21 protein-coding genes are annotated in these 26,800 nt (G+C 42.4%); 9 read left to right on the top strand and 12 right to left on the bottom strand.

What is annotated here, in order from left to right; all coding sequences use genetic code 11:
* The first annotated feature begins 98 nt into the window (after positions 1-98).
* Positions 99-3,806: a hypothetical protein gene (locus M9899_09740; GenBank protein MCO5114442.1), complete on the top strand. Its 3,708-nt coding sequence runs from the start codon at positions 99-101 to the stop codon at positions 3,804-3,806.
* Positions 3,807-3,821: 15 nt separating this feature from the next.
* A complete protein-coding gene (locus M9899_09735; protein ID MCO5114441.1) occupies positions 3,822-6,452 on the top strand; it encodes a hypothetical protein in 2,631 nt (876 codons plus the stop codon).
* A 52-nt stretch (positions 6,453-6,504) separates the two neighbouring features.
* Here M9899_09735 and M9899_09730 read toward each other — a convergent pair whose 3' ends face one another.
* The 4 genes from M9899_09730 to mutS form a co-directional block, all read right to left on the bottom strand.
* Entirely contained in the window at positions 6,505-6,882 is a 378-nt protein-coding gene (locus M9899_09730; protein MCO5114440.1) for an acyl-CoA thioesterase, read from the bottom strand.
* A gap of 101 nt (positions 6,883-6,983) precedes the next feature.
* Positions 6,984-7,370 carry a helix-turn-helix transcriptional regulator gene (locus tag M9899_09725; GenBank protein MCO5114439.1) on the bottom strand — a complete coding sequence of 129 codons (387 nt, stop codon included), beginning with the start codon at positions 7,368-7,370 and terminating at the stop codon, positions 6,984-6,986.
* A gap of 339 nt (positions 7,371-7,709) precedes the next feature.
* Positions 7,710-9,992 (bottom strand): ACT domain-containing protein, encoded by a 2,283-nt coding sequence (locus tag M9899_09720; GenBank protein MCO5114438.1) that lies wholly within the window; start codon positions 9,990-9,992, stop codon positions 7,710-7,712.
* Positions 9,974-12,457, bottom strand: a complete 2,484-nt coding sequence (mutS, locus tag M9899_09715) for a DNA mismatch repair protein MutS (GenBank protein MCO5114437.1) — start codon at positions 12,455-12,457, stop codon at positions 9,974-9,976. The genes M9899_09720 and mutS overlap by 19 nt, the downstream gene beginning before the upstream one ends.
* Before the next feature lie 195 nt (positions 12,458-12,652).
* Here mutS and M9899_09710 point away from each other — a divergent pair, with 195 nt between their 5' ends.
* Positions 12,653-12,883: a hypothetical protein gene (locus M9899_09710; GenBank protein MCO5114436.1), complete on the top strand. Its 231-nt coding sequence runs from the start codon at positions 12,653-12,655 to the stop codon at positions 12,881-12,883.
* Positions 12,884-13,023: 140 nt separating this feature from the next.
* Here the strand turns inward: M9899_09710 and M9899_09705 are convergent, their stop codons facing one another.
* On the bottom strand, positions 13,024-13,416 hold the full coding sequence (locus tag M9899_09705; protein MCO5114435.1) for a hypothetical protein: 393 nt from the start codon (positions 13,414-13,416) through the stop codon (positions 13,024-13,026).
* 150 nt (positions 13,417-13,566) lie between these two features.
* Between M9899_09705 and M9899_09700 the strand changes: the two genes are divergently transcribed.
* Complete coding sequence (locus M9899_09700; GenBank protein MCO5114434.1) at positions 13,567-14,259, top strand: ceramidase; 693 nt, start codon at positions 13,567-13,569, stop codon at positions 14,257-14,259.
* Here M9899_09700 and mpl read toward each other — a convergent pair.
* From mpl to M9899_09685, 3 genes are read right to left on the bottom strand one after another with little or no spacing between them, the layout of a single operon-like run.
* Positions 14,251-15,702, bottom strand: coding sequence for a UDP-N-acetylmuramate:L-alanyl-gamma-D-glutamyl-meso-diaminopimelate ligase (gene mpl, locus M9899_09695; protein ID MCO5114433.1), 1,452 nt, complete (start codon positions 15,700-15,702; stop codon positions 14,251-14,253). The two genes, M9899_09700 and mpl, sit on opposite strands and share 9 nt — an antisense overlap.
* Complete coding sequence (locus M9899_09690) at positions 15,699-16,769, bottom strand: beta-lactamase family protein (protein ID MCO5114432.1); 1,071 nt, start codon at positions 16,767-16,769, stop codon at positions 15,699-15,701. Before M9899_09690 ends, mpl begins: the two co-directional genes overlap by 4 nt.
* Positions 16,770-16,780: 11 nt before the next feature.
* Positions 16,781-17,740 carry an LD-carboxypeptidase gene (locus M9899_09685; protein ID MCO5114431.1) on the bottom strand — a complete coding sequence of 320 codons (960 nt, stop codon included), beginning with the start codon at positions 17,738-17,740 and terminating at the stop codon, positions 16,781-16,783.
* Positions 17,741-17,766: 26 nt separating this feature from the next.
* On the opposite strand from M9899_09685, the gene M9899_09680 reads away from it, so the two are divergent.
* The 5 genes from M9899_09680 to M9899_09660 all read left to right on the top strand — a co-directional run bounded on the left by M9899_09680 (position 17,767) and on the right by M9899_09660 (position 22,078).
* Positions 17,767-18,735, top strand: coding sequence for an endonuclease/exonuclease/phosphatase family protein (locus M9899_09680; protein ID MCO5114430.1), 969 nt, complete (start codon positions 17,767-17,769; stop codon positions 18,733-18,735).
* Positions 18,736-18,738: 3 nt separating this feature from the next.
* The gene (locus M9899_09675; protein ID MCO5114429.1) at positions 18,739-19,221 is read left to right on the top strand and encodes a GNAT family N-acetyltransferase; all 483 of its coding nucleotides are present in this window, start codon (positions 18,739-18,741) and stop codon (positions 19,219-19,221) included.
* Between the two features lie 20 nt (positions 19,222-19,241).
* Positions 19,242-19,637, top strand: coding sequence for a hypothetical protein (locus tag M9899_09670; GenBank protein ID MCO5114428.1), 396 nt, complete (start codon positions 19,242-19,244; stop codon positions 19,635-19,637).
* A 9-nt stretch (positions 19,638-19,646) separates the two neighbouring features.
* Complete coding sequence (locus tag M9899_09665) at positions 19,647-20,681, top strand: putative zinc-binding metallopeptidase (GenBank protein MCO5114427.1); 1,035 nt, start codon at positions 19,647-19,649, stop codon at positions 20,679-20,681.
* Between the two features lie 383 nt (positions 20,682-21,064).
* Positions 21,065-22,078 carry an ATP-grasp domain-containing protein gene (locus tag M9899_09660; protein ID MCO5114426.1) on the top strand — a complete coding sequence of 338 codons (1,014 nt, stop codon included), beginning with the start codon at positions 21,065-21,067 and terminating at the stop codon, positions 22,076-22,078.
* A 55-nt stretch (positions 22,079-22,133) separates the two neighbouring features.
* Here M9899_09660 and hemH read toward each other — a convergent pair whose 3' ends face one another.
* Genes hemH through M9899_09640 form a run of 4 tightly spaced genes read right to left on the bottom strand, consistent with a single transcriptional unit; the run spans position 22,134 to position 26,783 of the window.
* On the bottom strand, positions 22,134-23,159 hold the full coding sequence (gene hemH / locus M9899_09655) for a ferrochelatase (GenBank protein ID MCO5114425.1): 1,026 nt from the start codon (positions 23,157-23,159) through the stop codon (positions 22,134-22,136).
* The gene (locus M9899_09650; GenBank protein MCO5114424.1) at positions 23,156-24,412 is read right to left on the bottom strand and encodes an NAD(P)-binding protein; all 1,257 of its coding nucleotides are present in this window, start codon (positions 24,410-24,412) and stop codon (positions 23,156-23,158) included. The genes hemH and M9899_09650 overlap by 4 nt, the downstream gene beginning before the upstream one ends.
* A gap of 9 nt (positions 24,413-24,421) precedes the next feature.
* Positions 24,422-25,768 (bottom strand): oxygen-independent coproporphyrinogen III oxidase, encoded by a 1,347-nt coding sequence (gene hemN / locus M9899_09645; protein ID MCO5114423.1) that lies wholly within the window; start codon positions 25,766-25,768, stop codon positions 24,422-24,424.
* A complete protein-coding gene (locus M9899_09640; protein MCO5114422.1) occupies positions 25,761-26,783 on the bottom strand; it encodes a uroporphyrinogen decarboxylase in 1,023 nt (340 codons plus the stop codon). The genes hemN and M9899_09640 overlap by 8 nt, the downstream gene beginning before the upstream one ends.
* Positions 26,784-26,800 lie beyond the last annotated feature (17 nt).

Raw genomic sequence — 26,800 nt, 5'->3', positions numbered from 1 at the left:
GATAATTTACCAAAACTTCATTCACAAAACCTAATACATTTGCGCTAGAGTTCCGATGAAATCTCATATTTATAACCTATTCACTGAGGTACGTTGCTATGGTCCGTTTGCTCTGGGGAGTAATACTTTTATCCTTTGTCACTGGTTGCGGTGGCTTTACTAGTAATAACAGCGCTGAACGATTTACTCTTGTCGCTCCCTCACACACCAATGTGGCTGCGGTTCATATTTCGGGGGTCTGTCAGGATAAACTTGACGACTTAACAGTGACAGTCACTGGCAATTTTACGGGTTCCCCTCTGACACTGACGTGTACAGACGGTCAATACGAAGCTGATATCACCGTAGATCAAGCTCAAACCGATCTAGAAGCCACACAAGACACGTACAGTGCTACAGCCCAAATCATTTTTGATACCACTCCTCCTGCAGTGAGCATCACTCATCCTGCTAATGGTGGTTTTGTCGGTGTGCAAGTGAGTGTGTCTGGAACTTGTGAAGCAGGTCTTCTGGTGGCTCTGACTGGGGACTTACAAAGCGGCATCAACATCCCTTGTCTTGAGTCTGGACAGTTCACTGCCACAGTCCAATTTAATTTATTGCCCACTGTGGGACAAAGAGAACTTATCGCCTCGCAAACTGATCTTGCAGGTAACACAGGAACAGATAGCGCCACTTATGATTTTGACAACACAGTCCCTGGACATCCAACTTTGACATTAAATATTTCTGCAGGAAATCCCAATTTCCCTTCTGACCCTCGTGTCAGTGCCGACAACACTCCTGTTCTTACAGGTACCGTTGCAGATGCTGACGGCGGAAGCATTGAGATCTTTGCCGATTCATTATGTGCCACTCCTGTCATAGGTTCACAAACCATTCCTTCGGGAGGAAATCTCAATATCACCAACATCAGTTTTGCCAACGATGGAAGTGCTGATGGGCTTAAAAGATTTTATGCTCGAGTAACAGGCGTCAACGGAGTGCAAAATCCAGGGGGATGCTATAGCACTTTATTATCGTACAGATTGGACACCACACCTCCTGTTATTACTGTGGCCTCACCTCAAAATGGGCAGTCTTATTACGCAGGAAGCAGTCTTCTGTTTTCGGGAACTTGTGAGAATGGAACTCCTGTCGACATCACTTTAGATGGCAGCACTCATCAGGCCCCATGCAGTTCAAGTGCCTTTTCCACTTCGCTCAATTTACCAGGATCTACAGGCGCCACCACTGCGACCTTTGCCCAAACGGACCTAGCTAATTTAAACACCAGTGAGTCTGTGACCTTCACACTCACTCTAGGGCCTCCCACAAATCCTGAAATCGCTATCACTTCTCCCGCCTCAGGGAGCGTGATTGACGTTTCTAATCCTGTCACAGTGTCAGGAACGTGTACGTCTCACCCTGTGATGAATAGCACCATCACCTTTACTGGAAGCGTTGTGGGCACAACAACCACGAACTGTATCAGTGACGGAAGTGCTTATGGGGGAACGTTTAGCACCTCCTTGCAATTTTCGACTGTAGCTAATCCCACATTGACTGCCACACAAATTAAAACTGATACCAACACAACTTACACCAGCACAGTGAGCTATCAGGTGGCCCCTGCTAATCCCACGACTTTAACTTTAAATCACGATGCAGGACACCCCACTTACACCACAACTCCCCCTTCATCACGCGACACTACACCTACAATCACGGGCACAGTGTCTCTAGCCACCTTAGGAACTCTTTTTATTTATTCTGATCCCAGTTGTTCGCAGTTAGTGCAAAGCTACAGTGTTCCTTCTAATGGGAATGTGAATATCACAAGTCTTAATTATCAAAATGATGGCTCAGATGACGGCGATAAACATTTTTATGCTATTCTACACAACTCTCATGGCACACCCAATGCGGGTGGCTGTACGGCTGTGGGAAGTTATAAACTGGACACCACAGCTCCTGCTCTTACTCTGACCTCTCATACTCATGGAGAAACCTACTACCTTGAGTCTTTACAAACTTTTACTGGAAGTTGTGAATCTGACGCCCCTATTCAGCTTACAGTGGGAGGACAGTCCTTCACACCTACGTGTGCTTCTGGTGCGTTTACACAAAATGTTCTTTTTCCTAGTGCAGGAAGTTCGATCAACCTCACTTTAGTTCAAGCCGATGCCGCGAACAACACCACACAGATCAATCACACTTACTCTTTAACTCTAGCCCCTGCCTCTTCTATTACAATCACCATTAGTGCTCCTGCACAACATAGCACCGTAGATCCTACTGTGCCTACTGCTGTTAGTGGAGTGTGTACTTATCATTCAGACATGAGTCCTGTGGTGCTGACTGGAGATATTACAGCAACCGTGAATGCACCTTGTAATAGTGATGGAAGTGCTTATGGGGGGATGTATTCCACGTATGTGACTTTTAACTCTGTCTCTTCACCTACGCTCACAGCCACTCAAACAAATAATTTTGATGCTGAAAGCAACTCGGCCAGCAGACAGTACTACGTAGCACCGACTGATCCTACACTGACTTTGACTGTCACTCCCGCAGGAGCTGTTTCTAAAGACACCGCCCCTGTCATTTCGGGTACAGTAGAAAGAGCAAACAACGGCACCATTCAGATTTTTGAAGATACGATGTGCGCGGTCATGGTGCAGACGTCCTCTGTGTCCTCCACAGGAGTGATCAACTTAAGTTTAACTTATGATAATGATGGCACTGACGATGGTCTTCATCATTACTACGCGCAAGTGGCAGCACAAAATGGACAAACAAATCCCTCGGGATGTTTTGATACAGGACTCTCTTACACTTTAGACACTATAGCGCCTACAGTGACTTTGACTTCTCATACGGAAGGGAATTCTTATTACGCCAACTCCAGCCAAACTCTGCAAGGAGCGTGTGAAAATGGAGCTCAGGTGGATCTGAATGTGGGTGGTGTAAGCCATACAGCCACTTGCGCATCAGGGACCTATAACAGAGTCCTTACATTCCCCTCGACTTTAGGAAGTACAACTCTTAGTTTTGGTCAAACCGATGCTGCGGGAAACACCGCTCTAGATAGCATCACGGTCAATATCACCCTTCCTCCTCCGACTTCAGTAAGCGTAGCCATCACATCTCCTAGCGGCGGAAGCACTGTGACTCATTTAATGGAAACCACCATTTCTGGAACTTGTGCTTACCATCCTGACATTTCAACAGTTGAAATTTTTGGTGAAATCAACAATTCAGTGTTCACGCCTTGTATCAGTGATGGCAGTGATTATGGGGGAACTTTTGAGGCAGAGGTGGTCTTTAATCCCGTTGCTTCTCCGACTCTTAGAGCCCGACAACAAAAGATTTCTGACGGCACACTCTACCCTTCTTTACAAATGACGTATGTGTTGTTGAATTTCGATGCGGTCTTTACCATGAATTTGGACCCAGGAAATCCTAATATTCCTTCTGATCCTCCAGTGAGTGCCGACACAACTCCTTCTTTGACAGGAACTTTACCCGAGGCCGAAGGTCTCACACTTTCACTTTTTGAAGATGCCATGTGTACTGGTACGGCCATAGCCACACAGACTGTGCCTCCAAGTGGTGAAATTGTTTTGGGTACAAGCTATAATAATGATGGATCAGATGATGGCTTACACAGCTATTATGCACAGGTGTCTTCAGGAAGTTTTCAATCTGACTGTTTAGACCTTGAAGTGTCTTATGTCTTAGACACTCAAGCTCCTGATGTGAACCTCACCTCTCACTCTGCTGCTAGCACGTATCTTGTGTCTTCCATGCAAACTCTTTCTTGAAGCTGTGAATCTGGATTGAATGTGGCTTTAGATGTCGGTGGCACATCTTACACGGTGACCTGTGCCAGCAGCACCTTTGCCCAAAGTGTGACCTTCCCTAGCAGTCCTGGATCACTTCTTATCAATTACTCCCAAGTCGATGCTGCTAACAATACGACCTCTAAATCTTTAACTTTAACAGTGGATACTTTACCTCCTCCTGGCGACCCTGATCTTGAGTTTGATGTGGTTCATGGAAACCCTGAATTGCCCACAACTCCCATCACAGCAAATCAAACTGCCGTGACCATTACAGGAACAGTAAGCAATGCGGATGGAGCCATGCTTTATATTTATGACAATGACAACACCTGCACAGGCGCACCTATTGAGTCTATCATGCTCGATGCCAGTGGCGATGTAGAAGTCATTTTGATGTATATGGAAATTGGACAAAATTTTGATGGTGTCCATCATTACTACGCCAAAGTGCTTGCCCCTGGAAATGTTCCAAATCCTGGAGGATGCGTCGACACAGGACTTACTTATACTTTAGATACACATGCCCCTGAACCTTTACTAACCGCTCCGGTTAATAATGCCAGTTTTTATGCTACATCAACACAGACCTTTTCTGGATTTTGTGAAAGTGGAGCCCCTGTGAAGTTTAATTTTGGTTCTGCAGTGCCTCAAGAAGAAGTGGCCAATTGTGTAGACGATGAGTTCAGTATCAATATCACTCTTCCTGCTGATGTAGCTACGATCTCTTACCAATTTATGTCCACCGATGCCGCAGGAAATGAAAGTGCCACAACCAATAGGTCCATCAATTTGACCTTACCTCCTCCGCCTAGCATCAATCTTGCGATCACTAGTCCTGCGGATAACAGCGGTGTCAGTGCCAGCACAACAACAGTCAGCGGTGCTTGCACAGTTCACGCAGAAATGAGTCAGGTGACTTTAACAGGTGATATTGCTTCTCCAGTATCTGTAAATTGTATTACCGATGGGGTTTCAACTTATGGAGGGACTTTCTCTACCAATGTGACCTTTAATGATCAGCCTCTTATCAATTTAACAGCGTCACAAACTAATAACTATATGACGCCTGTAACGGCCACTGACAGTGTGACCTACGTGATCCCACCGTCTGATCCTACCTTGTCCATCACTTTGCAACCAGGCAACCCTGCATTTCCATCTGAGAATCCTCCTCATACTGCAGGAGTCAACCCTGTGATTTCAGGCACAGTGGTTAAAGGAGCTGGGGGAACATTAGAACTGTTTACAGATAACACATGTTCTACAAAGCTCACTGACACTGTTGTGGGCGCTGGGGATGTGGTGAATGTGACTTTAAATTTAGATACCGATGGACTTTATGAACTCTATGGGCTTGTCACTATGTCCACCTCTCATACCAACCCTAGCGGTTGTCATAACACGGGTCTGAGTTTTATTCTTGATACTGGGGCTCCTGTGGTGACTTTGACTTCGCACAATAGTGTGGACACTTATTTAACAGGAAGCGCTCAAACTTTAGAAGGGGCTTGCGAAAACGGCCTGCCTGTGGATCTGACAGTGGATGGCGCAAGCTATTCTACAGGTTGTGTGGCAGGTGCTTATAGTCAAGCGGTCACCTTCCCTGCGACTCCAAAAACCATGACCGTGACCTTTCATCAAACAGATAAAGCGGGCAACACTAATGCCAGTGGCAGCATGTCTCTGACTGTTGTGGCTCCGCCACCTAATGCGCCCGCATTAGCACTACAAATTGCTGATGGAAATCCTCTCTATCCACAAACCACACCCGCCACGTCGTCATCTGTAAGTCCTGTTCTATCAGGTACAGTCACTAATGCCGATGGAGGACTTATGACTGTGTATGCTGACAGCAATTGCACACAAGAGCTTGGAGTCTCTTCTAGTATTGCAGCAGGTGAAGTCACTGCCACTTTAAACTTTGAAAATGACGGCAGCGATGATGGGCTACATGAATTTTTTGTGATTGTGACTGCTAATAGTCAAAGCACGGCCTGCATAGATACAGGTCTGTCTTACATTTTAGACAGTCAAATCTTGATCACTCTGGATACCTTTAATGCTATGAACTTTGAATACTATCCTGGGTATAGACTGATTCAAGGGGATTGTTCTGATAATGGTAAGGACGTGGTGTTAAAAGCCACTCCTCCAGGAACGACTGTGACCACGACTTGTGAAAACAACGAGTACTCTGCGGTCATCTTTCTTAGTGATGCCGCACTTGTAGAACTGTCCTACGAGCATGATGACCTGGCTGACAACCGCACTCAGCACGATATTGAACTTGAGTCTTTAGCCACTTCGCTTCCCGTGTCGGTGCACATTTCTTTGGACGCAGGAATCACTACAGTGCCTGTTTCACCCACTAAAGCCGTACTCTTTGGTGAGTGCACTCATGGACATTTAATGGGTGACGTCAATATCACAATGACAGGGGATAATGCTTACAACCACACGCTCAGCACTGAGTGTTATGCGACTGCAACACAAGCGCATGAAGGGCACTTTCGTGTCGAGCTTGATCTTCCCGATACTGAGACCGAGTTTGAAATCCATCTAGAACAACAAAGTCTAGACAATTCTATTTCAGGCTCTTCTACCGCAACTGTAGACGCAGAATAAAACGTTCTATTGTAAATAAAATCGTAGCAGCATAATCTTTGCTGCTACTTGTTTACTTTTGCAGTTCGGCTTTGTGTTTGAGGCGATTTTTGCGGCGAATTTCTGCCTCTTTATGGCGGCGTTTGTCTTCTTCTGACTCTAAGATCAACTGCGGCACAGACACAGGTTTGCCTTCATCATCAATAGCCACAAAAGTGAGATAGGCACTAGCAGTTTTAAACTTCTCACCTGTTTTGGTGTTTTCAGCATCGACACGTACACCTACTTCCACTGAAGTTCGTCCTGCGTAATTGACCTTAGCCTTTAAATTGACAACCCAACCTGCGTACACAGGGGCTTCAAAACTTAAAGCGTCGATACTTGCAGTGACTACTGTAGTTTTAGAGTAACGTTGGGCCGAGATGGCTGCGGCAATGTCTATCCAAGACATAATTACCCCCCCGAAGATACTCGAGAGGGCGTTGGTATGGGACGGAAGCACTAATTCCGTCATGGTTACTTCTGAAACAGAAGCGGGAACCGATTGCATTACTAGAACGAGTAACCAGACTTATTAGCTTGACCAGGAATAATATCTGGCGTTACGCCATCGTCCTCAGAAAAAGGCTTTGTATTGATATCACCATTTCCTGCAACAGGTACGTTAATGTTAGAAATTGTTTTTCCACTGTCTCTGTTATCAGTTCCTTCAGGAGCTTGCTCAGTGAAAGACATATTAGGTAAGCACCATACGATCAATTGCGCACGAGACTTTACATTCATTTTTTTATAGATGTTTGTTAAATGGAATTTAACAGTTTTCTCAGTTACAAATAAACGATTTGCAACTTCTTTGTTTGATAAACCTTGAGTTACTAATTCTGCAACCTCAGCTTCTCTATTAGAAAGACCTTCTTTAATTAATACATCTTTAAGCATCCTTGCTTCCTCCCCTAATGGTCTGTTTGTGGGCCTTCCCCTAGCCCATATATAAAGTCTTGCAGCTTTTTATTATGCGCACAAGCACTGGAAAAAAGTTTTGACAAAAACTAGACAGAAGTATTTTATGTTAAGTATTTTACTTTTTCTGGACCATGGCAAATACAGATTTTTTTACATCGAAGTCTTGCCACTTTAATCAACAAAACCAGCTACTTATCTCCAAAAAATTAAGACAATTTCATTTTTTGTGCCTAAAAAATATGCTTTTTCGAGCAATAAGATTAAATTTTAATACTTCGCACTAAAATCCTAAAGCTTTTATCTATTTTTCAAAAGTCAGTGCCAATAATTGTTCATCAACTCTTGTCGCAGACTTTCTAAGGCCTCTTCTAAACTTAAATCTTGTCTTTGCTCTACCACAAAGACGTCTTCCACACTTTCGCCCCAGGTGCTGACTTGGGCTTTGAGAATATTTAAGTTCATCTTGGCAAAAACTTGGGTCACTCGCAACAAAAGTCCTTTTTGATCCCTTCCTTTAAATAAAAACACCCATTTATTGTCTACATCAGATAAACATTTTATGCTTTCAAAGGAAACCTTGATCTCGCTGGCGGTAAGTTCTCTTTTCATAAGGGTCTTTAGTGTTCTTTCAATTTCCTGAGCGGACTTAGAGGTCTTTAAGGGTAAGCGGAACCAGTTGTAGGCCACTTGTCTTTTTTCATTACCACAAATAAAGGCCTGTTCAATAGATAAGCCCGCTTGGAAAAACAGATTGAGCATTTTGACCAAGACTCCTGGCCCCTCATCCCTATCGCAAGCTCTGATCCAAATATTAAACTCATGTTGAATCACTTTGATGTTTAGGCCCTGAGGATCTTTATCTAAACTTAAGAGGTCTTCTTTTAACAAAGACTCTCCTAGTTTTTTGGACAAGGTGACTAGGATTTGAAAGCCTTCAATGTCCAGCCATGTGCTGACTTGTCCATTGTTGATGAAGGCTCGAAAAGACTCTGACAAAAGATAAAATTGATCTGACTTCCATTCATTCCATGCCTCGGGGTTAGAGGCCATGATATCGGCAGCTGTAAAGACTGTTAGAAGTTTAAAGAACTTATAACTTTTAAGTTTGCTATAAAGCTGCTGCAAGTTTTCGGCATCATTGTGATCATAACGAAAGGCAGACTTAGACAACACAAGATGATAGCGAACCATATCAGAAATGTCCTGCTTGAACTTTTCACTCCATAACTCACAGTGGATTTCGTTTGTCACAATGTCGGCTCCCACCTCGGAGTGATCCCCAGGTAAGCCCTTGGCCAGGTCGTGGAACAGACTCACCCATTTGAGCATCTGCCAGTCTTCAGGCTTAAAAGTGTCTGTCATCGAAGTCAGTCCAAACATATTGATCTCTTTACTTTGAATCTGACAGACAGCCTCAAGGGTCTTTAATAAGTGTTGATCCACAGTGTACTGATGATAATGCCCAGACTGTGGACGCCCCGCGATAGTGTCCCAATGTGGAAGCAACTGCGGAATCAAAAATGAATCAAACAGCAACCCACACATACGAGGAGTTACGTGTCCTAAGAATTTTTCGTGCAGCCTTGTAAAAAGTAAGGATTTTTCTATCTCGGATAAGGTTCTTACATGGGGAGGCTGAAATCCCAGTCTTAATTCCAAACTGTCACGAAAACTTAAGGTGTCCTCTTTCAGTTTTTGATCTAACACCGAAAAGTTTAACCCCGATGCAAACTCACTTTGCTCAGTGCTGTTATAGAATTCATCAGAAAAAAAGATATACTCTCCTGCCACCTTTACGGCATTAAAAGTTTTATGAATCTTTTTTTGCAGCTCTAAGACTGCATAAGACTCAGCAAACCCTTTTAGAACCTCAGGCCACATGTCCGCAGAGATATAATCATTGTCGTGAAGCATGTGCACCGTAAACCGAAGCCGTGACAGCAGATCATAGTGCATTAAAAGACGTTGTCTTACTGTTGTATGTAAAACCACACCCTGATCCCACCATGTGAGCCACCCCAAAGCCTGAGTGATGTCTCTAAGTCCGCCTCGACCATATTTGATATTGGGCTGTAGCAGGCCATCCACATTTCCATATCTTTGAGAACGCCGCTGCTTTTCTTCTAGAACTTGTTTTAAAAACTGTTCTTTATTCTCTTGAATATGGGGTTTTTGAACCTCTTGCCAGAAGCGCTCAAGCACTCCCTCATCCTCTTTGCGAAAGGCACGAGCATACAGTAAAGAATAATGATCAAAGATATTCACATCCTTAAGCCATAAACTGTAATCTATGTCTTTTTCATAGGGGATATGACGAATTTTAAGGTGCTTTAAATCCTTTTCTAAAAATTCTGAAAACCGCCGCACACGTTCTGTGTCCCCTAAAATTAAAAGATCAATGTCTGAATAAGGACATAGCTTTCTAAGACCAAAAGATCCTAAAGCAAAGATTTTTAAAGGCGTAAACTCGTCTTGCCCCAAAGCGCAAAGAATCACTTGCTCCACATGTGCGTTGAGCAGCTCTTGCCACTGTGAGGGAGCATGACCCTGACAGATGTGATCAAACTGAGTTTTCTTAACTATAAATTCTTTTGCCACTTTGCGATCTCATTTAATGCCTCAAGAGGGGTCACTTGTTGTGTGGGGTAGTTTCTTATACCCTCTAACACTTCCAAGGCTTTGGGATCTAAAGTGGGACTGGGGTCTTCACTTTGATCTTTCCCTTCTTCTACCATTGTATCCATATTAAATGAGGTTTGAGAACCTAAAGAGTTCTTTCGTTGAGATTCATAAAGCTTAAGTAGAGTTCCCGCTCTTCGTGTGACACTTCCAGGAACACCCGCGAGCTTGGCCACATCAATTCCGTAAGACTGTTCGGCGGGTCCAGACTTAAGCACATACTGAAAGATGATCTTGTCATCCTGCCTGATCGCTCCCATGTGCACATTCTTAAGATGTTTAAAGTCTTGATCCAAAGCCACAAGCTCTTGGTAATGGGTAGAGAACATAAAGGTGCATTTTTTAACAAGTAGGTTTTCAAGAATAGCTTGCGCCAAACTTAAACCATCATAGGTACTTGTCCCACGTCCAATCTCATCTAAAATCACAAGACTTTTGGCATCAGCTAATTTTAACAGCTCTGCAGTTTCAGTCATCTCCACCATAAAGGTAGATAGCCCTTGGCTTAAAGAGTCTGAAGCCCCAATGCGCGTAAATATCTGTTCAAAAACAGGAAGGCTCGCTTCAGTTGCAGGAACATAAGACCCCACTTGTGCAAGAATCACAGTCAGTGCCACCTGTCGCATGATGGTCGACTTCCCCGCCATATTGGGACCCGTGATTAAAAGTCCATGACCTGGGTCAATCATGATGGTATTAGGACGAAAGCTCACTTCACTGCTTTGTTCCACCACAGGATGCCTAGATTCGTAGATCTCCATTCGTCCCGTATCATTAAATTGAGGCAGACAGTAATTTCTTTCTACCGCAAGCCACGCAAAAGACGACAAGACATCTAACTCTGAAAGGTGGTGACATAAATTCAAAAAGTCTTTGGAGTCCGCAATCAAACGTTGTTTTATATCCACAAACTCTTGCAGTTCCAGTTCAATCTTTTTAGATTTTGCTGATAACACTTTTTCTTCTAAACCTTGCAGTTCTTCTGTGGTGTATCTTTCAGATTGGGTTAATGTCTGTTTACGAATGTAATGCGAAGGCACTTTTTCCGAATGGGTTTTGGTCACCTCAATATAAAATCCAAATACACTGTTGTATCTGATCTTTAAACTAGAAATGCCTGTGGCCTGCTTTTCGGCCTGTTCCATTTTAGAGATCAGACTTTGGGTTTCATCCGCAAGCTCTAACACCGCATCCAGTTCAGGCTTATACCCTTTGCGGATAAAACCACCTGCTTGTAACAAGGCAGGCACATCTTCTTTAATCGCCTGGCCTATAAGAGCTTCGGCATCAAGGACCTTTTGCACTTGCGTGGCATCTAAAGGCACAAGCATAGACAGTCTACGAACTGTGTTTAAACTTTCTGCCAGTCTTAAAAGGTCTTTGGGATTGCAACTAGGACTTGCGATCTTAACCACTCTACGTTCTAAGTCTCCAAGTTCAGAAAGGATGGCTCTTAAGTTTTTAAGTTTAAAATAATCTCGCTTCCACAAGGTGACTTGCTCTAAACGGCGTTCAATCTCGTCTTGCATGACCAAGGGGGTACGCAACCACTGCTTGAGCTTTCTAGCTCCTGCAGGCGTGCAGGTTCTTTGAATGGCAGAAAAAAGGCTGCCTGTATTGTCCCCTTCGTAATTTTTAAACACTTCTAGATGTTTAAAAACTCGTCCTGAAATATTTAGGAAAGCACTTCGTTGAATGTACTTGAACTTTTCAAACTGAGGCAACGCCTCCTCACCTTGAGTGTACCTGACATAATCCAAAAGAGTTTGGGTTGCAGGCTGCTTAGGATTTTTCACCTTATCAAACAAAGTCAGACATACTTTTTTAGGAGCCTCTAACTTTTGAAAGATGTCTTTGTCGCTAACAATCACTTCCACTACGTTTAAAGCTTCAAAATAGTAATTTAAATCACCGTCGTTTTTATAATAAAAAGCTTCTCCTGTAGTGGCATCTAAAAATGCCAAGTGGTCTTCATCCACAGCCATCATATAATGGCCTTGCATTTGATCTAAAGTGTCGGGGTCAAAGACCATACCTGGGCTTAGACGACGAGTGACTGCACGTTTTACTAATCCCTTCGCCAAAGCAGGGTCTTCCACCTGATCACAGATCGCTACCCTATGCCCCGCCTCTAAAAGCTTTTGTAAAGGTCCCGCCACGCTATGATGAGGGAACCCACACATCGGAGTTTCGTCCCCTGATTTTTTATTTCTTGAGGTCAAAGTCAGTCCCACAATAGGGGCGGCCTTGATGGCATCCTCATAAAAGATTTCATAAAAATCTCCCATACGAAATAAAAGAATTTCGTCAGGGTGGAGGTCTTTGATCTCCCAATACTGTTGCATTAAAGGGGTCAGCTTTTTAGATGTTTCGGCACTTGTCATACCCGATAATTTGGCAGTTTCTGAAAGTGAATTCAAGAAAAGAGCAGGCAGTCAATAGGGGTTAATTTGGATTTGAGGTCAAAACCGTATCGCTTTGAGACATTTTAACGCCATTAAAGTCTCTTTTTTACAGGATAGACAAAAAAACTATAATTGCGCTTTTTTTATTGCTCAGGAGTTGAGATAATAGGGGGTATGAGAAAGCTATATCTGATTTTCACCTTTATAAGTGTTCTCGCTCTTAACCACGGGGTTTGGGCCCAGTCCTCAAATAGTGAACATCAAAAATTGCAAGACGAAATCTCGTCCCTTAAAAGTAAAATGAAAAGCTCAAGAGACGTCAAACCCAAAGACCTACAAAAGCTCACAGAGCTTGAAAACCAACTGCAAAAAAGTCAGTTCCTTAATAACTCACAATCGCGATAATTAAAAATTGTAACTTTCACTTTAAAAATCTAACCCCTAGTAACATCTACTAAGGGCTTCTTAAATTTGAACTCTAGGGGCGACAGCATAATGAGAGGGCAGTAACCCCACCCACCGCTTACCAGCCAAAGTTTCTCTAACTATCTTTTAACTGTAACAGGTTCGCTCAGTAGAAAGTGGTTTGCGCGCAATGAACGTGAACTAAGCACTTCCACATCTGCCGTAAAGCCATACACGACCGCTTGAAATTTATTATTGCGATAACACAACTTCACTTTTACATCTCTGATATTTTGGTTTTTGTAAGAGCCCGTGATATTAAAACGGTTCTGTTTGTCTAAATACAGCTCCCCTACAATTCTTTCCCCTTGGTAGGTGCCTCTCCATGTCCCCCAAAATGGGTCTAATTTTTCTATAAAACGTTTAAGATTTGCATCCGTCTTAGAGTCTAAAGTCGATGAACAATTTGCATGAGCGTTCGTTGCCACAGCACTCATACCCACCAGAAATAGGAGTGAAAAGATATATTTCACCTTATAACCTTCCTTGTTAAAAGATTGATCTCTCCTTCATTACAAGCAGGGTTTAAGGGACTGCCAAGCTTATGCGTCTCGCATTAGGACCATCGTCTGGATTAAAGTTTTGTTTTAAATTAGAATCTATTTAAGTATAAAATGATTTATATGACAGATTTTATTGTCTCCTATTGTGAAAGAACAGATTGGGGATTATGGCAAGAGCCCATCAATCTCATCAGTAACTTTGCTTTTATCGTGGCTTTCTTTGCCCTTGTTTATCAAATTCGCCAATTCAAAAAAGTCTCACGCATCTATTATTTTTTCGTCTCGTGGGTTTTAGTGATTGGTTTAGGCAGTATCAGTTTTCATTTGCTTGCCACACCTCTGGCCATGTGGCTGGATGTGGTTCCTATTTTTAGTTTTATTATTGTTTATCTGATATGGGCCAATAAACGTATTTTAAACCGACCTTTGTGGCTCAATCTGCTGATTGTGGTGGCTTTTGTCTCTCTTACCCTACTGATGGATATGAAGTTTAAACATATTGCCGCAGGAACCTTTAGCTACTTACCTGCTTGGTTATTTTTATTCATCTTTACCATGAAGGTGTGGTTTACTTTTCCTTCAGTGTTTTTAAGACATCACTTTTTAAAAGCCTTAAACATATTTTCATTAGCTTTATTTTTCAGATGCGTAGACATTCCACTGTGTCACTTCATTCCCTTTGGAACACACTTCATGTGGCATATTCTTAACGCCATCTTGCTCTACTATCTGTGTATGATTGTAGACCTTGTGGAAACTTACTCGACACCCAACCAACTGATTGCCGAAGGTTCAGGCCAACCCTCAGCGTGAGGTCCCTAGTCCTTTAGTAATCTGAGAATAGATGCCGCCAAAACCTCCGTTACTCATAAGCACTAACACATCGTGAGGTTTGGCCTGTGTCAGCACTTCGCTTACAAGCTCTTCGTAAGTTGTGGCTAAACACACAGAGTTCCCTTGAACCTTAAGATCTTCCACTAACTTCACGGCCGAAAATCCATCCTCTTCAGCCGCCTTACCTTGGGGCACATAGGCTTGCATAATAAAAGTGTGATCAGCCTTATGATCAAAAGCCCCCACATAATCTTTTTGAAAGATCGACTTTCTGCTTGTGGCAGACCTGGGTTCAAAGGCAGCTAACAGCCTGCGACCTGCGTACTTCTTTTTTAAACCCTCTAAGGTGACCTTTACAGCTGTAGGATGATGGGCAAAATCTTCGATGACAAGCACGCCGCCAAACTCGCCTAAAATCTCTTGTCGACGTTTAACACCTTGAAACGTGGCAATGGCCTTTACAACCCCTTTGTGATCCCATCCTAATTGGGTGGCTAGAGCAAAGTTGGCTGTAAAGTTTAAAATATTATGATCCCCACTCATAGAGCTTGTCAGTAAAGTTGATACTTCTCTACCCTCTGCTTTTCGTTCCACCACCGTCCACGATGTGCCCTGATCCGTATACTTGACATCTTCTATTCTAAATTGCGCTTTTTTATTAAAACCATAGGACACTTTGTTTTGACACTGTGTCCACTCCAAGAGTCCTGCAATATTTTGATCATCAAAATGGTAAACTAGGTTTCCATCGGCGGGCAGTTTTTCCATTAGGATTTTAAATGCACTTAGTACATCATTTAAATCTTTATAAATGTCAGCGTGATCAAACTCGACACTGGTCAATATGGCAGACTTGGGAAAATAATGTTTAAACTTTGGCACCTTATCAAAAAAAGCCGTGTCGTACTCATCCCCTTCGATGATAAAGTATTTGCCACCACCTTTAGCAAAAGACACATCAAAATTTTTAGGTACTCCACCTATCAAGTAACCAGGTTGTTGATGTAATTCACTGGCCATCCATGCCATCATGGCTGTGGTCGTGGTTTTGCCATGGGTGCCACACACCACAATAGAGTAACTGTTTTTTAAAAGCATATCCCCCATGCTTTCAGGAAAAGAGGCATAAGCAATGTCTGATGCAAGTAAAGCTTCGGCCTCTTCCATACTTTTTGTGATCACATTGCCCACAACTACAAAATCTGGTTTTGGATTTAAATTTTCTTTTTTGTAACCCTGATAAATAGAAATGCCTAAACTTTTTAGAACATCAGACATGGGGGGATATACATTCTGATCACTGCCTGTCACTTTGTAACCCATACTTTGCAAGAGTCCTGCAAAATTTCCCATCGCTGTTCCACAAATTCCCATGATATGTATGTGCGCTCCAGGTTTCAGTTCTGAAATATTATGTTTCATTTGTTGTCCTTTATGACTTTGGCCACCAAGTTATGAATGTGAGGTCTAAATTGATTTAACATATTGATTCGGCGATCGGGGTAAGTCCTATTTGACAGTACCACCACGGATAGATCTTGTTTGGGGTCCACCCAAATTGAGGTGCCCGTAAATCCCAAATGACCATAGGAGGCCTCGGAAAAAGTTTCGCCTGCTGTAGAGCGTGGACGCGAAGGCACCATCAGCCCCAATCTCCAATCACCGATTTGTTTTTTATAAAAAGTAGAGATCGTTTTGCGTGAATAAAATTTATTTCCCTGAAACACTTGATTGAGCACCCTCACCCACTGCGAGACATCCTCAAGACTACCAAACAGACCCGCGTGTGTGGACACTCCACCCATCTTCCAGCAGCTCTCGTCATGGACTTCACCTTGGATCACCTTGTGACGAAGGGGGCAATTTTCAGTGGGGGCGTAGTTTTTAGAATCCTCTTTCTTTTGGCCCGTCATTCGAAAGTGCATGGTGCCCCACGCCTCTGTCAGGGCTGAGGACATTTGACCTTGGTGTGCGTCCTTAAAAACTTCAATCAAAGGTCTATTAAATACCTCTTCTAAGACTGCGCCTAAAATAAAAAATCCCACATCAGAGTACACGGGTTCAGACATATTAAAATCCACCTCTCGGATTAAGAGGTTTAAGGGGGCAAGCCCACTTAAGGTGTCGTGCTTAAGTTCTTCAAACACAGGATAAAGTGCGGGGGCGCCACTTTGATGCGCCAAAAGGTCTTTGATCTTCACCTTCGGAAACTTAAACCATGGCAAATGACTGGACACTGTTTGCGATACAAATCCAGGCGAGCGATCTTCTAAATACATACATAAACTCATGGCAAAGATGGGTTTGGTCAGAGACGCCAGATCAAAGAACTTAAAGGACTTTCCGAATGAAAACTTCCACTGCTCGTTTTTATATAAGACTGCCATTTGTAAACTTAAATCTTTATGGCTTTCTTGTAAGGGCACAAAGACGTCTTTTAGCAGTTGGGCTTGTAATGTTTTGGTGATTGCAGTTTTAGACAAAGCCATACTTTAATTTCCTACAAGACTGAAAAGGTCTGATTGGTCAGTGTGGCTGAGGTTTTTGTAAAGCTCAGTACACTGGAGGTGTTTAAAAAAAGTGGACGCTGTGGAGTCATGTGCCCACAAGGCAGAAATCCAAATACTGGGACAGGTAAGTGCTCTAAGCCAGATGTTAAATATTTACGAATGTCTTGCTCTATTTCAGGTTTATAATGTGTGAAGCTTCCTAAGAAAATTCCTTTAACGGACCTAAGCCACCCTGACTGCTGCAATTGAGTTAAGGCGCGATCAATTTTATAAATAGGCTCGTCAATCTCTTCTAAAAACAGCCACTGCTTTTGGGGTGGGGGAACATCTAACCCTATCAAAGACTGCATGGTGATCAGATTGCCGCCCACTATGGGGGCCTTCATGGACTTCCCTTTTTTCAGACACTCTTTGGCCCTAGTATTTAGAGGCTTAAGCCCTTTAAACACCAAGGGGCTTGAAGCGTGTAGATTTTTGCACGTTTGACGAAAGACCTTGAGCCCTTCGGCCACAGACTGATCCTTTACAAAACTATTTAAGTGTCTGTAATGCAAAGACGGCCAACCCCACTTTTGATTGATAAAGTAATGCAAAATTGTAATGTCACTAAAACCAATCAAAAGCTTGATAGATTTTGGTTTTTTAAGTTTCTGCAAGTGCGGCAAAAGGTGCAAGGCCCCATACCCCCCACGCAGACACCAAATGATCTGAGCCTTAGGGTCTAAAATCGACTCTTTTAAGTCCTTTATACGCTTATCCAGTGAAGCCGCACACAGCTGCCCTTCTTCAAATAACGGGAGATTGACCGCATAGGAGCACTGAGACTGGTTTAATAGCTCGTAGGTACGAGCCCAATCCTCATCGCTGATTTTAAAACTAGGTGCAATGACTCTGAGATGCATAGAATTAAAGTGTAAGGAATGCCCCACGGAATGACAAGGTGTCTTCATGAGTTATTCCTTGCCTCTTTAGAGGAGTGATAGATAATCATCCCATGTTTGTGCCCCACACTCTCTTTAAATCGAAATTACCCGCTCTTTTTTTGAGCACACTGGTCTTTGCGCTCTTACAGGTTTTTACCTCTTCACCTTCACTGGCCAAAACCACAAACTCCCTTGAAGTGGCGTCTTTTAATTTGCGCTGGTATGGGTCAAAAAAGTTCCCTCCCCACAATGATGAAGAAAGAGACGGACACCTCACACGCTTTTTTAAAACCTATTACAAAGACACTGATATTTTTCTCTTTCAAGAGATCACCGACCCTTTACGTCTGCAAAAGACCATTGGCCGTGGGTACAAGTGCCTCAGCACACGCAACAGAGGTTCAAGTTACCAGTATGTGGTGACCTGTTACAATCCTAAGACCGTGGCTCCTGTGGGGGTTTCTAAAGACGTTCACGACACCGATCGTACTTTTGATATCAGCTTTAAAATTTTTGGTCTTAGAAATGCCCTCTATTTGCAATTTCAGTCCCTGCAGAACAAAACCAAATTCCTTCACACCATCAACGTGCACTTACGCGCTAGTCCCATGCACTCCGAGTTTCGCGTACAGCAAATGGCCTCTTTATTTGATCAAATCATTGAACAAGGTCTTCATAAAGAAAAAGGCCTTGTGATTGGTGGAGACTTCAATGCTTTTAGCAAAGACTCTACCCGCATGAAAAAGGACGACATTTATCTTTATCTTGATCAAGCCGACCGTCGCTCTTTAGAGCTCCACACCGAGTTTGCTCTGACCACCCACTTAGGCAGTGGTAAAAATCGCTTTTTTGATTACTTACTTGTGCCTAAAGCCAATTGGCTAAACACTTATGAGATGTTTGTGGCTTGTTCATTACATGCCTCTAAAGAGCCTAAGTCCTATGAAAATCCCAAATATTACAAGGACTACATCTCGGATCATTGTCCCATCAGCCTTCAAGTTCCACTCAGAGATTTATAGTCTATGGTCTTTTGGCAAAACGACATTCCCCCTAGAAGTTTTAAGGTTTTAGACCCCAGTATGCTTGAAGACATTTTAGGCTTAAGACAAGCCGTTCTTCATCCCCACGGCCCCCCCCAGCGGGTCACTTATGCCCAAGACCTCCACCCTCGCACTCTACATATTGGCGCCTTTGAAGGAGCGAAACTTGTGGGCGTTGGCACTTTGATTCCTGAAGACGAGGACGAGGTGTTATCAGAGCGCATCTTTAGGATTCGAGGTATGGCCGTGCTGCCTGAATTTCAAGGCTCAGGCATTGGCCATACTCTACTGGAAATGATGTTCAACCATCTGATTGACAACGAACCCAAGGCCGAGATGATCTGGTGTAATGCCAGAATATCGGCTCTTAATCTCTATACTAGTTTTGGCTTTAAAATTCATGGTGCAGAGTTTGACATCCCAGGCTCTGGGCCGCATAAACGATTACGTAGAATTTGGACTTAATGCCCTTACAAAGGATAGATATGAAAAACCAAATCCCACTATTTTTTGCGTTTGCCATTCCCCTATTTTTACACCTACAAAATCTCCAGGCCGCAGTCACACCTTTAAGTCAAAATGAGGTGCTTACCATCACTGGACTTGATCTTGCGTCTGTGGTGCAAGAGACAGAAGCCTCCTTAGAGTCTTATTTGTTTCAAGATGCTCATGGAATGACTTGTGGACTTAAACATTTTTATCTTGAGGGGTTTGAAACTACCGATAACCTTCTGACCCATGCTTTAAAAAATTTCAGCGTGATCACTAAAGTCTACGGCCCCATTTATCCCTGCAAGGGTTATGAGTACTACCTCTGCAGTACCGAATGGACACTGTGGGCAGGAAAATGGTCCGTGATAGAAACACTCTGCGAAGACTAAATCAGCTTTATGGCAAAAAGACAAAAGACGGACTGGTGGACCTCTCTTACTGATAAAGAGCTTTTAGAGTTACGCTTTTGCGATCTGAACTTGTCTCTTCGTCACTCGCGTCTGACTCCTTTTATTAAGGCTCTTTATAAAGAACTTTCTGAAAAAGATTTAAGATTTAAACCTCACTTTTGGATTGCTAGCGAGTGGTACGCCACTGATGGAGTGCCTGGCATTGCCGTGCCCTTTTATCTGGTTCATCCTCGATTGATCGCCCTGCATGCGGCGATCATGGGTGCTCCACCCGAAGGTGCTGACCCCAAAGACTGTATGCGGGTTTTGCGCCATGAAGCGGGACATGCCATAGACAACGCCTTCCATTTAAGAATGTCACGCAAACGACAAAAACTTTTTGGTTTGTCCTCGGCGCCATACCCTGAATCCTATTACCCAAGATTGAACTATAAAAATTTTGTTAGCCACATTAACCCTTGGTACGCCCAAGCTCATCCCGATGAGGATTGGGCCGAGACCTTTGCCACTTGGCTAAGCCCCTCGTCTAAATGGAAGAGCAAATATAAAAATTGGCCTCTGGCTTTAGAAAAATTAAAGTTCGTGGATCAAACCATGAAGGGCATTAAAGGCAAAAGCCCCAAGGTGTTTGTCAGAAAACGTCCAGGAAACATTGTCAAAAGCACAAAAAAACTAAAGACCTTTTATCATGACCAAATGTCTTATTTATCTTCTGAAGAAAAAATGGATCTGACCCCTATTGTGTTTCATTTATTTTCTTCGTCCACAGCTTATAAGAAAAACAAATCTGCTGCTGTGTTTTTAAAAAAAGAGCGGCCACATATTCTTGAAACTCTGTCCAAGTGGACGGGGCAAGACGCCTACACCCTTGGGCAGATGTATGACGAGATCCTTGAATTTTGCAAAGAGAACAAAGCCTTTCTGATTAAAACTGAAAAGACGACCAGTCTTGAACTTGTTTCTATGCTTTGTATCTATAATATGAATTTAATTTACTCAGGTAAAATGGGAATCAAAATGTAGCCCCTTTGGGTCTTGGGGTGGGGATTTTCTATATATAAAATGCTCAGACAGTGACGTTTGTCATGATTTTGCGTTCGCAAAATCACGCCAAGCCGAACTCGCATTTCGACCATATATAGAAAATCCCCACCCCAAGACCCAAAGTCTCAGTTAATCGGGTAAAGTGAGTGAAGTTGTTTTCTTTGTCTTAGTGAAATTTTAAATTTTTAATGTTAAGCTTTTAATTATCAAACGCTTGATATTGTGTGTTTTCGTTATCTTTAAATATTTTTGAATTAAAAACGATCTGTTGATTTCTTTTGTTGTTTTGGGGTTTCTTTTTATTCTAGTCTTTACAAACTCTTAGCTTCGTCGTGTAATATATTAAGAAGGGTGGCTTTTTTATGAAGGTGTTATTGCTTGTGCATCAGGATTTAGTGCCGCCAGAGGTTGAAGATCCTTCTATTGTGGATTGGGATAATACACCTTGGGTGACAGAGTATCAGGTCAAGCAGGCTCTTCTTACTGCGGGTCATAATGTGCATGTTCTTGGGGTGTATGAGAACCTACAGATCATTACTGATACTATTTCTGAATTTAAACCCAGTATTGTTTTTAATTTACTTGAAGAGTTTAATGGTGAAGCCACTCTGGATCAGAATGTGGTCAGTCACTTAGAACTTTTAGGGATACCTTATACGGGGTGCAATCCTAAGGGACTGATTTTAGCTAGGGATAAGGCCTTATCTAAAAAGATCTTGGCCTTTCACAAGATCAAGTCGGCAGAGTTTCAGGTCTTTCCCTTAAATACGCCTCAGACTAAAGTGAAAATAGATAGTTTTCCTGTGATCGTAAAATGTTTAAACGAAGAGGCCTCTTTGGGACTTTCCCAAGCTTCTATTGTTAAAAATGATGAAAAGCTTAAAGAGCGCGTGAAGTTCATCCACGAAAATTTTAAGACTGATGCCATTGCTGAAGAGTTCATTCAAGGCCAAGAGTTTTTTGTAGGGGTTATGGGAAACTACCGCCTGCAAGCTTTGCCTGTGTGGCAATTGAAATTTAATAAAGATGTGGACCCAGAAAACCAGTGGTACACTACAAATGCTAAATTTAATGAAAGTTATCGCAAACGAAACGGCATTCAAACTGGACCTGCCGAAATTTCAGAAGCTCAAGCCGCCCTACTGCAAAAGATTTCAAAAAAAGCATATCAAATCTTAGGGCTTAGTGGTTATGCGCGCATGGATTTAAGAGTCTCAGAAAACGAAGACATTTACATTTTAGAAGCCAACCCCAATCCCGATATTTCGGAATTTGAAGACTTTGCTATGAGTGCTAAGTCTATAGGAATATCTTATATTGAACTTATAAATAAAATTATATCTATGGGTAAGCAGTGGAGTCCGCATAATAATTAAGGTATGGCGCAATAACCATGCGCATTATCGCACTTGAAAAATTTAAAGCTTAATTCTAAAGATTTAATATCTTCAGCTCTTCCGTTCTTATAATATCAAACGCAGAATCAAAGTTTTGATTCAAACAAGGGACTCGGTAAAAATCTGTACCACCCGAAGATAAAAAAGAGTCTTTAAGGCGGATATCTAACTCTTCTAGAGTTTCTAAACAGTCTGTGACAAAGGCTAAAGAAAATACCACTAAAGACTTTGTGCCTTTACGAGCTAAATCTTCTACAACAACATCTGTATAAGGTTCAATCCACTTGCTAGGGCCTAAGCGGCTTTGGAAAGACACAGAATACTTATCTTGAATTCCTAAACCTTCTGCAACAGCCTTTGCGGTTTGATAGCATTGGGCTTTGTAACACTTTTGATTTTCAGAACTGATTTGAGTTTCACACTGTGCACTTTTGCAACTTTTATGAATCAAACGCAGATGACTTTCTGGAAGACCATGAAAAGAAAACAGCACATGATCTGCACTTGTGAACTTTTTAGTCTGATTCTGACATTGATCTACGATATTAGAAATAAAATCCTTATTCTTATAAAAGTCTTCAACGTACTTAACTCTGCCCTGCCATAGTTTGCACATTTGGGGTTCTTTAAAAAAATCTTGCACCACATCCAAAGACGACGTTGTCGAAGAGTCGGCAAATTGGGGATAAGCAGGGAAAATCACAATCTCTTCATAACCCCTATTTATAATCTCTTGCAGCCGAGAAGCCACCGTAGGCTTAGAGTAGCGCATGGCCCAGAACCAATCATACTCCTTATCTTTTTCATTCATCTTATCCACAAGCTCTTGAGTGTAGATCAGAAGTGGGGAACCCTCTTTTTGCCAAATTTGTTCATAAGCTTCTGCCGAGTTAGGGGTGCGCTTAGGAATGATCACTTTTTTAAATAATAAGTATCTTAACCAATACGGGTAATTGATCACACGAGGGTCCATTAAAAACTGCTCTAAATAATCTTTAACATCTTTAAGGTCTAAACTATTTGGAGAACCGATATTGATCATTAAAACTGCTTTTTTCATACTGCTCCACTAGCTGTAATGTCACCCACGTACTTTGCAATCAGTATGGACTTATGAAGAATCTTATTTAGTCCTATCTCACCCAAATAATTTCCATGAAAAATATGCTTGTCATTATTACGATCGACATAGATCTTTGAACCCATAAAGTATTTTTTAGTGGCACCGTTAAGTTGGGCTTCTAAATTCAGATCATACTTGGGCAACGCTCTTGATAAACTAAAGGCACATACTTTTAAGGGTTCCACATTTGAACGTTGTAAAGATTTGGCATTTTGCTGTAGATTCTTAAATCTAAATTCTAGAAGGTCTTGTGTATCTTTTTCCGTCCACTGAGTTTGAGGTTCTGGATTTTTAATGATCCACTTTTCTAAAAATACATCTTGCGAAGCGCGTCCCTCAAAAATATCGGTGTCAAACAGCACTCCAATATATTTGTCTGAATGCGGAAACAGACACCCAAATCCTTCAATATTAGGACGACCTTCCCCAGGCCAAAAGACGGAAACGCTAGTCATGTGATTGTAGTTGATCTTAAGCCCTAAAGCGTTGGGCCTACAGTCTATCACAATATCAGCCCCCAAAGACTTCACGTCCTGAATCTCAGTATCTAAATGCACACTGACAGAAGCTTGATGTTTAAAGAACTCTTCTGCTTTTTCAAAAAACTCAAGCATTCCTGTTTCGGGAGCCATAGAGCCTTTAGATTTAGGTTGGGGTTTTTGAAACAGCGAACTTAAACATAAACTGGCTGAAAGTTCTTGCGGTCGATTGGAATACACTCCTGATAAAGCAGGACCGATGAACTCATCCACCACTTGCGGAGTTCTAAACACCCGATCGCCCCACTGCTTGATGGTCTCTTGTTCTTTAAATATCCATCTGGGGCTGCCTTTAGCTACACCCAACAGACGATCTAAATTTTTAAAAGTTTGAAATGCACTCAAAGGCCATCTTGATGGACCCTTTGCCGTCATCACCCAACGTTTGCGCGAGGTCTTTTTCTTCTTAGCCCAAGTCACACCAAAGTCTTTAGCCATTTCATCTACGGCCTCAGAAACTAAAATCGAGTTCGCCGCAGGCTCAACCAGTCCCCACGTGTCTCTTTGGGTTTGCAGCAGTCCCCCAAGACAAGAGTGCTTTTCGTAGATGTCGATCTGCACATCCCAATTCTGACGATGAGCTTCTTTACATAGAGCCCACGCCACCGAAAGTCCTGAAAATCCCCCACCTATTACGGCCACTTTTTTCATAGCTTGACCCTATAGTGATTGAGAGAATATTTTTTTATCGGGATACACTTCTCTTAAACGCTCATCAAGAGCCATGCACGCATTTCTTAAAAAAGGTTGCCCTTTATCTGTGATGCGCATTTTAAGGTCTTTCACTTCCACCAAACCGTCAGCAATCATCTCAGTCAAATACTCCTTAATACGTTCTTCATGAACCTGATCATCTAACTGCGCTTCCCACAATGTCATCAAATTTAAAATCTGTTCTCGACGTCTTTGATCTAAAGCGGTGAGCTTGTGCCCTCGAAATGTCGTCAGTTCAGCTTGTTCTAACATTCTTTCGTACACGGGAAGTTTCTTTTCGTTTTGATGAAAGCAATCTGGAGTTTCTGAAATAGAACTCACACCTAAACCCAATAAAATATTAGTTCTAAAAGGAGTGTAACCCATAAAATTACGATGCAAGGTTTGGTTTTCAGTTGCCGAGTACAAAGAGTCCGTCTTTAAGGCAAAGTGATCCATACCGATTTCAACATACCCACCTTCAGTTAAAATATTACGAGCAATTTCATACAGTCGACGCTTGTCTGCACCCTGAGGTAAATCTTCATCTTTATAAATTCGATGAGTAGGTTTAATCCAAGGCACCATAGCAAAAGAGTAAAGTGCGATACGATCAGGTTTATGTTGCAAAGTCTTTTGCGCTAAAACCTCGATGCTTTCGGGGGTCTGCTTGGGCAAGCCATAAATCAGATCATAATTGACTGAAGAGTACCCTAGTGCGCGCGCTTTTTGGGTCAGATCATAGGTCATGGATTCAGGTTGAATGCGGTTCACCAGTCTTTGCACTTCAGGATCAAAATCTTGAACGCCCATACTGACTCGACAAAATCCAAGTTCACGAAGAGCTTGCAATTGATCTTCTTTGGTTCTTCTAGGATCAACTTCAATGCCTCCTTCAAAATCTTCAGCTAAGGTGACATCTTTAAGAATTTCTGAAATCAACTGCGAAAGATTCTGTGCCGAAAAAAAAGTAGGTGTTCCGCCACCTAGATGCAGCTCTTTTAAAGGTTTGGTTTTGATCTCTGGAACTTTTTCTACGTAAAGCTTCCACTCTTTGATTAAATTTTCAAGATAGGGGTTTTCTCTTTTGTGGTCTCTGGTGATAATGGTATTACATCCACAAAATGTACATAGAGTTTCACAAAAAGGAATATGAATGTACATGGACCACGTGGTGTGGTCTTGAGAAAAATACTTTCTTAGGGATGTCACCCATTCTTCTGATGTGGGATCATCATTCCAATAGGGCACCGTAGGATAACTGGTGTATCGAGGAGCGGGCACATCATATTTATTTAACAGTTCACTACTCACCTAACACCTCTCTGACTCTTTGAACAAAATATTTCACATGATCCTCAGGAGTTTCTGGTAAAACTCCATGTCCTAAACCACACACCCACCCTGCACGTTCACTGGGACTGAGTTCCTGAAGACGTGACAAGTACTGATCCACGCTGCGTTTAAAATCCTCTGTGTTTTGAAATAAAAAGTACTGATCAAAATTGCCTTGCACAAAACCAGGTTGCTTAGAATTTTGTAAAGCCGCCTTGATGTCCCAACGATGATCAAAGCCTAAACCTGCCCAAGCGGCACTATAAAGTGCTTGAGTGTAGTGATCCCCTGTAGTGCCTTTAGAATAGTAACCCAGTCTTTTAGGGAAGGTCTCCGCTAATTTTAAAATCTGAGGCACCACATAGCTTTGATAATCCTGTGGGCTTAACTCTCCAGAAGAGGTGTCAAAGATCATCACCACTTCACATCCCGCTTCAAGCTGTAAGGCAATATTGGCTTTAAGTAGAGGAACTAAGTTTTCACAAAAAGTATTAAATAAAGATAAATTTTGTTTGGTCTTCTTAAGGCCATCCTTATGACTGCCTTCTACGGCATAAGAAAACAGCGTCCATGGTCCACCGACAAATCCAATTAAACTCTTGTCTTGAGGTAAAAGTTCACGTGTGGCCCGCACAGCGTCTTTTTGAAACTCGACTCCTCTCACAGCATCTTCCCATGGTGTGAGACGATTTATATTTGTGGCATCTAAGTGCCAACCCAGTACTGGGCCTGGTTTATAATCAAGACCCATCCCCATAGCTTCAAGCGGAAATAAAAGGTCTGAAAATAAAATAGAAACATCAAAATCAAAATCGCGGATAGGACCCAGGGCCACTTCACTGGCCAGCTCTGGTTTTTTACACAAGTCCATAAACGAATACTTGGAGCGCAAACCTTGATAGTGCTTATGGTATCTTCCTGCCTGTCGCATAAACCAAATTGGGGGGACCGCTTGAGGACTACGATTTAAAGCATTTTTAAATTTTACGTTCATTTTGATCTCCAGTGAAA

This window comes from Pseudobdellovibrionaceae bacterium, from assembly GCA_023954155.1.
In the GTDB taxonomy this organism is placed as follows: domain Bacteria; phylum Bdellovibrionota; class Bdellovibrionia; order Bdellovibrionales; family UBA1609; genus JAMLIO01.
This window is presented reverse-complemented; position numbering and strand designations above follow the sequence as displayed.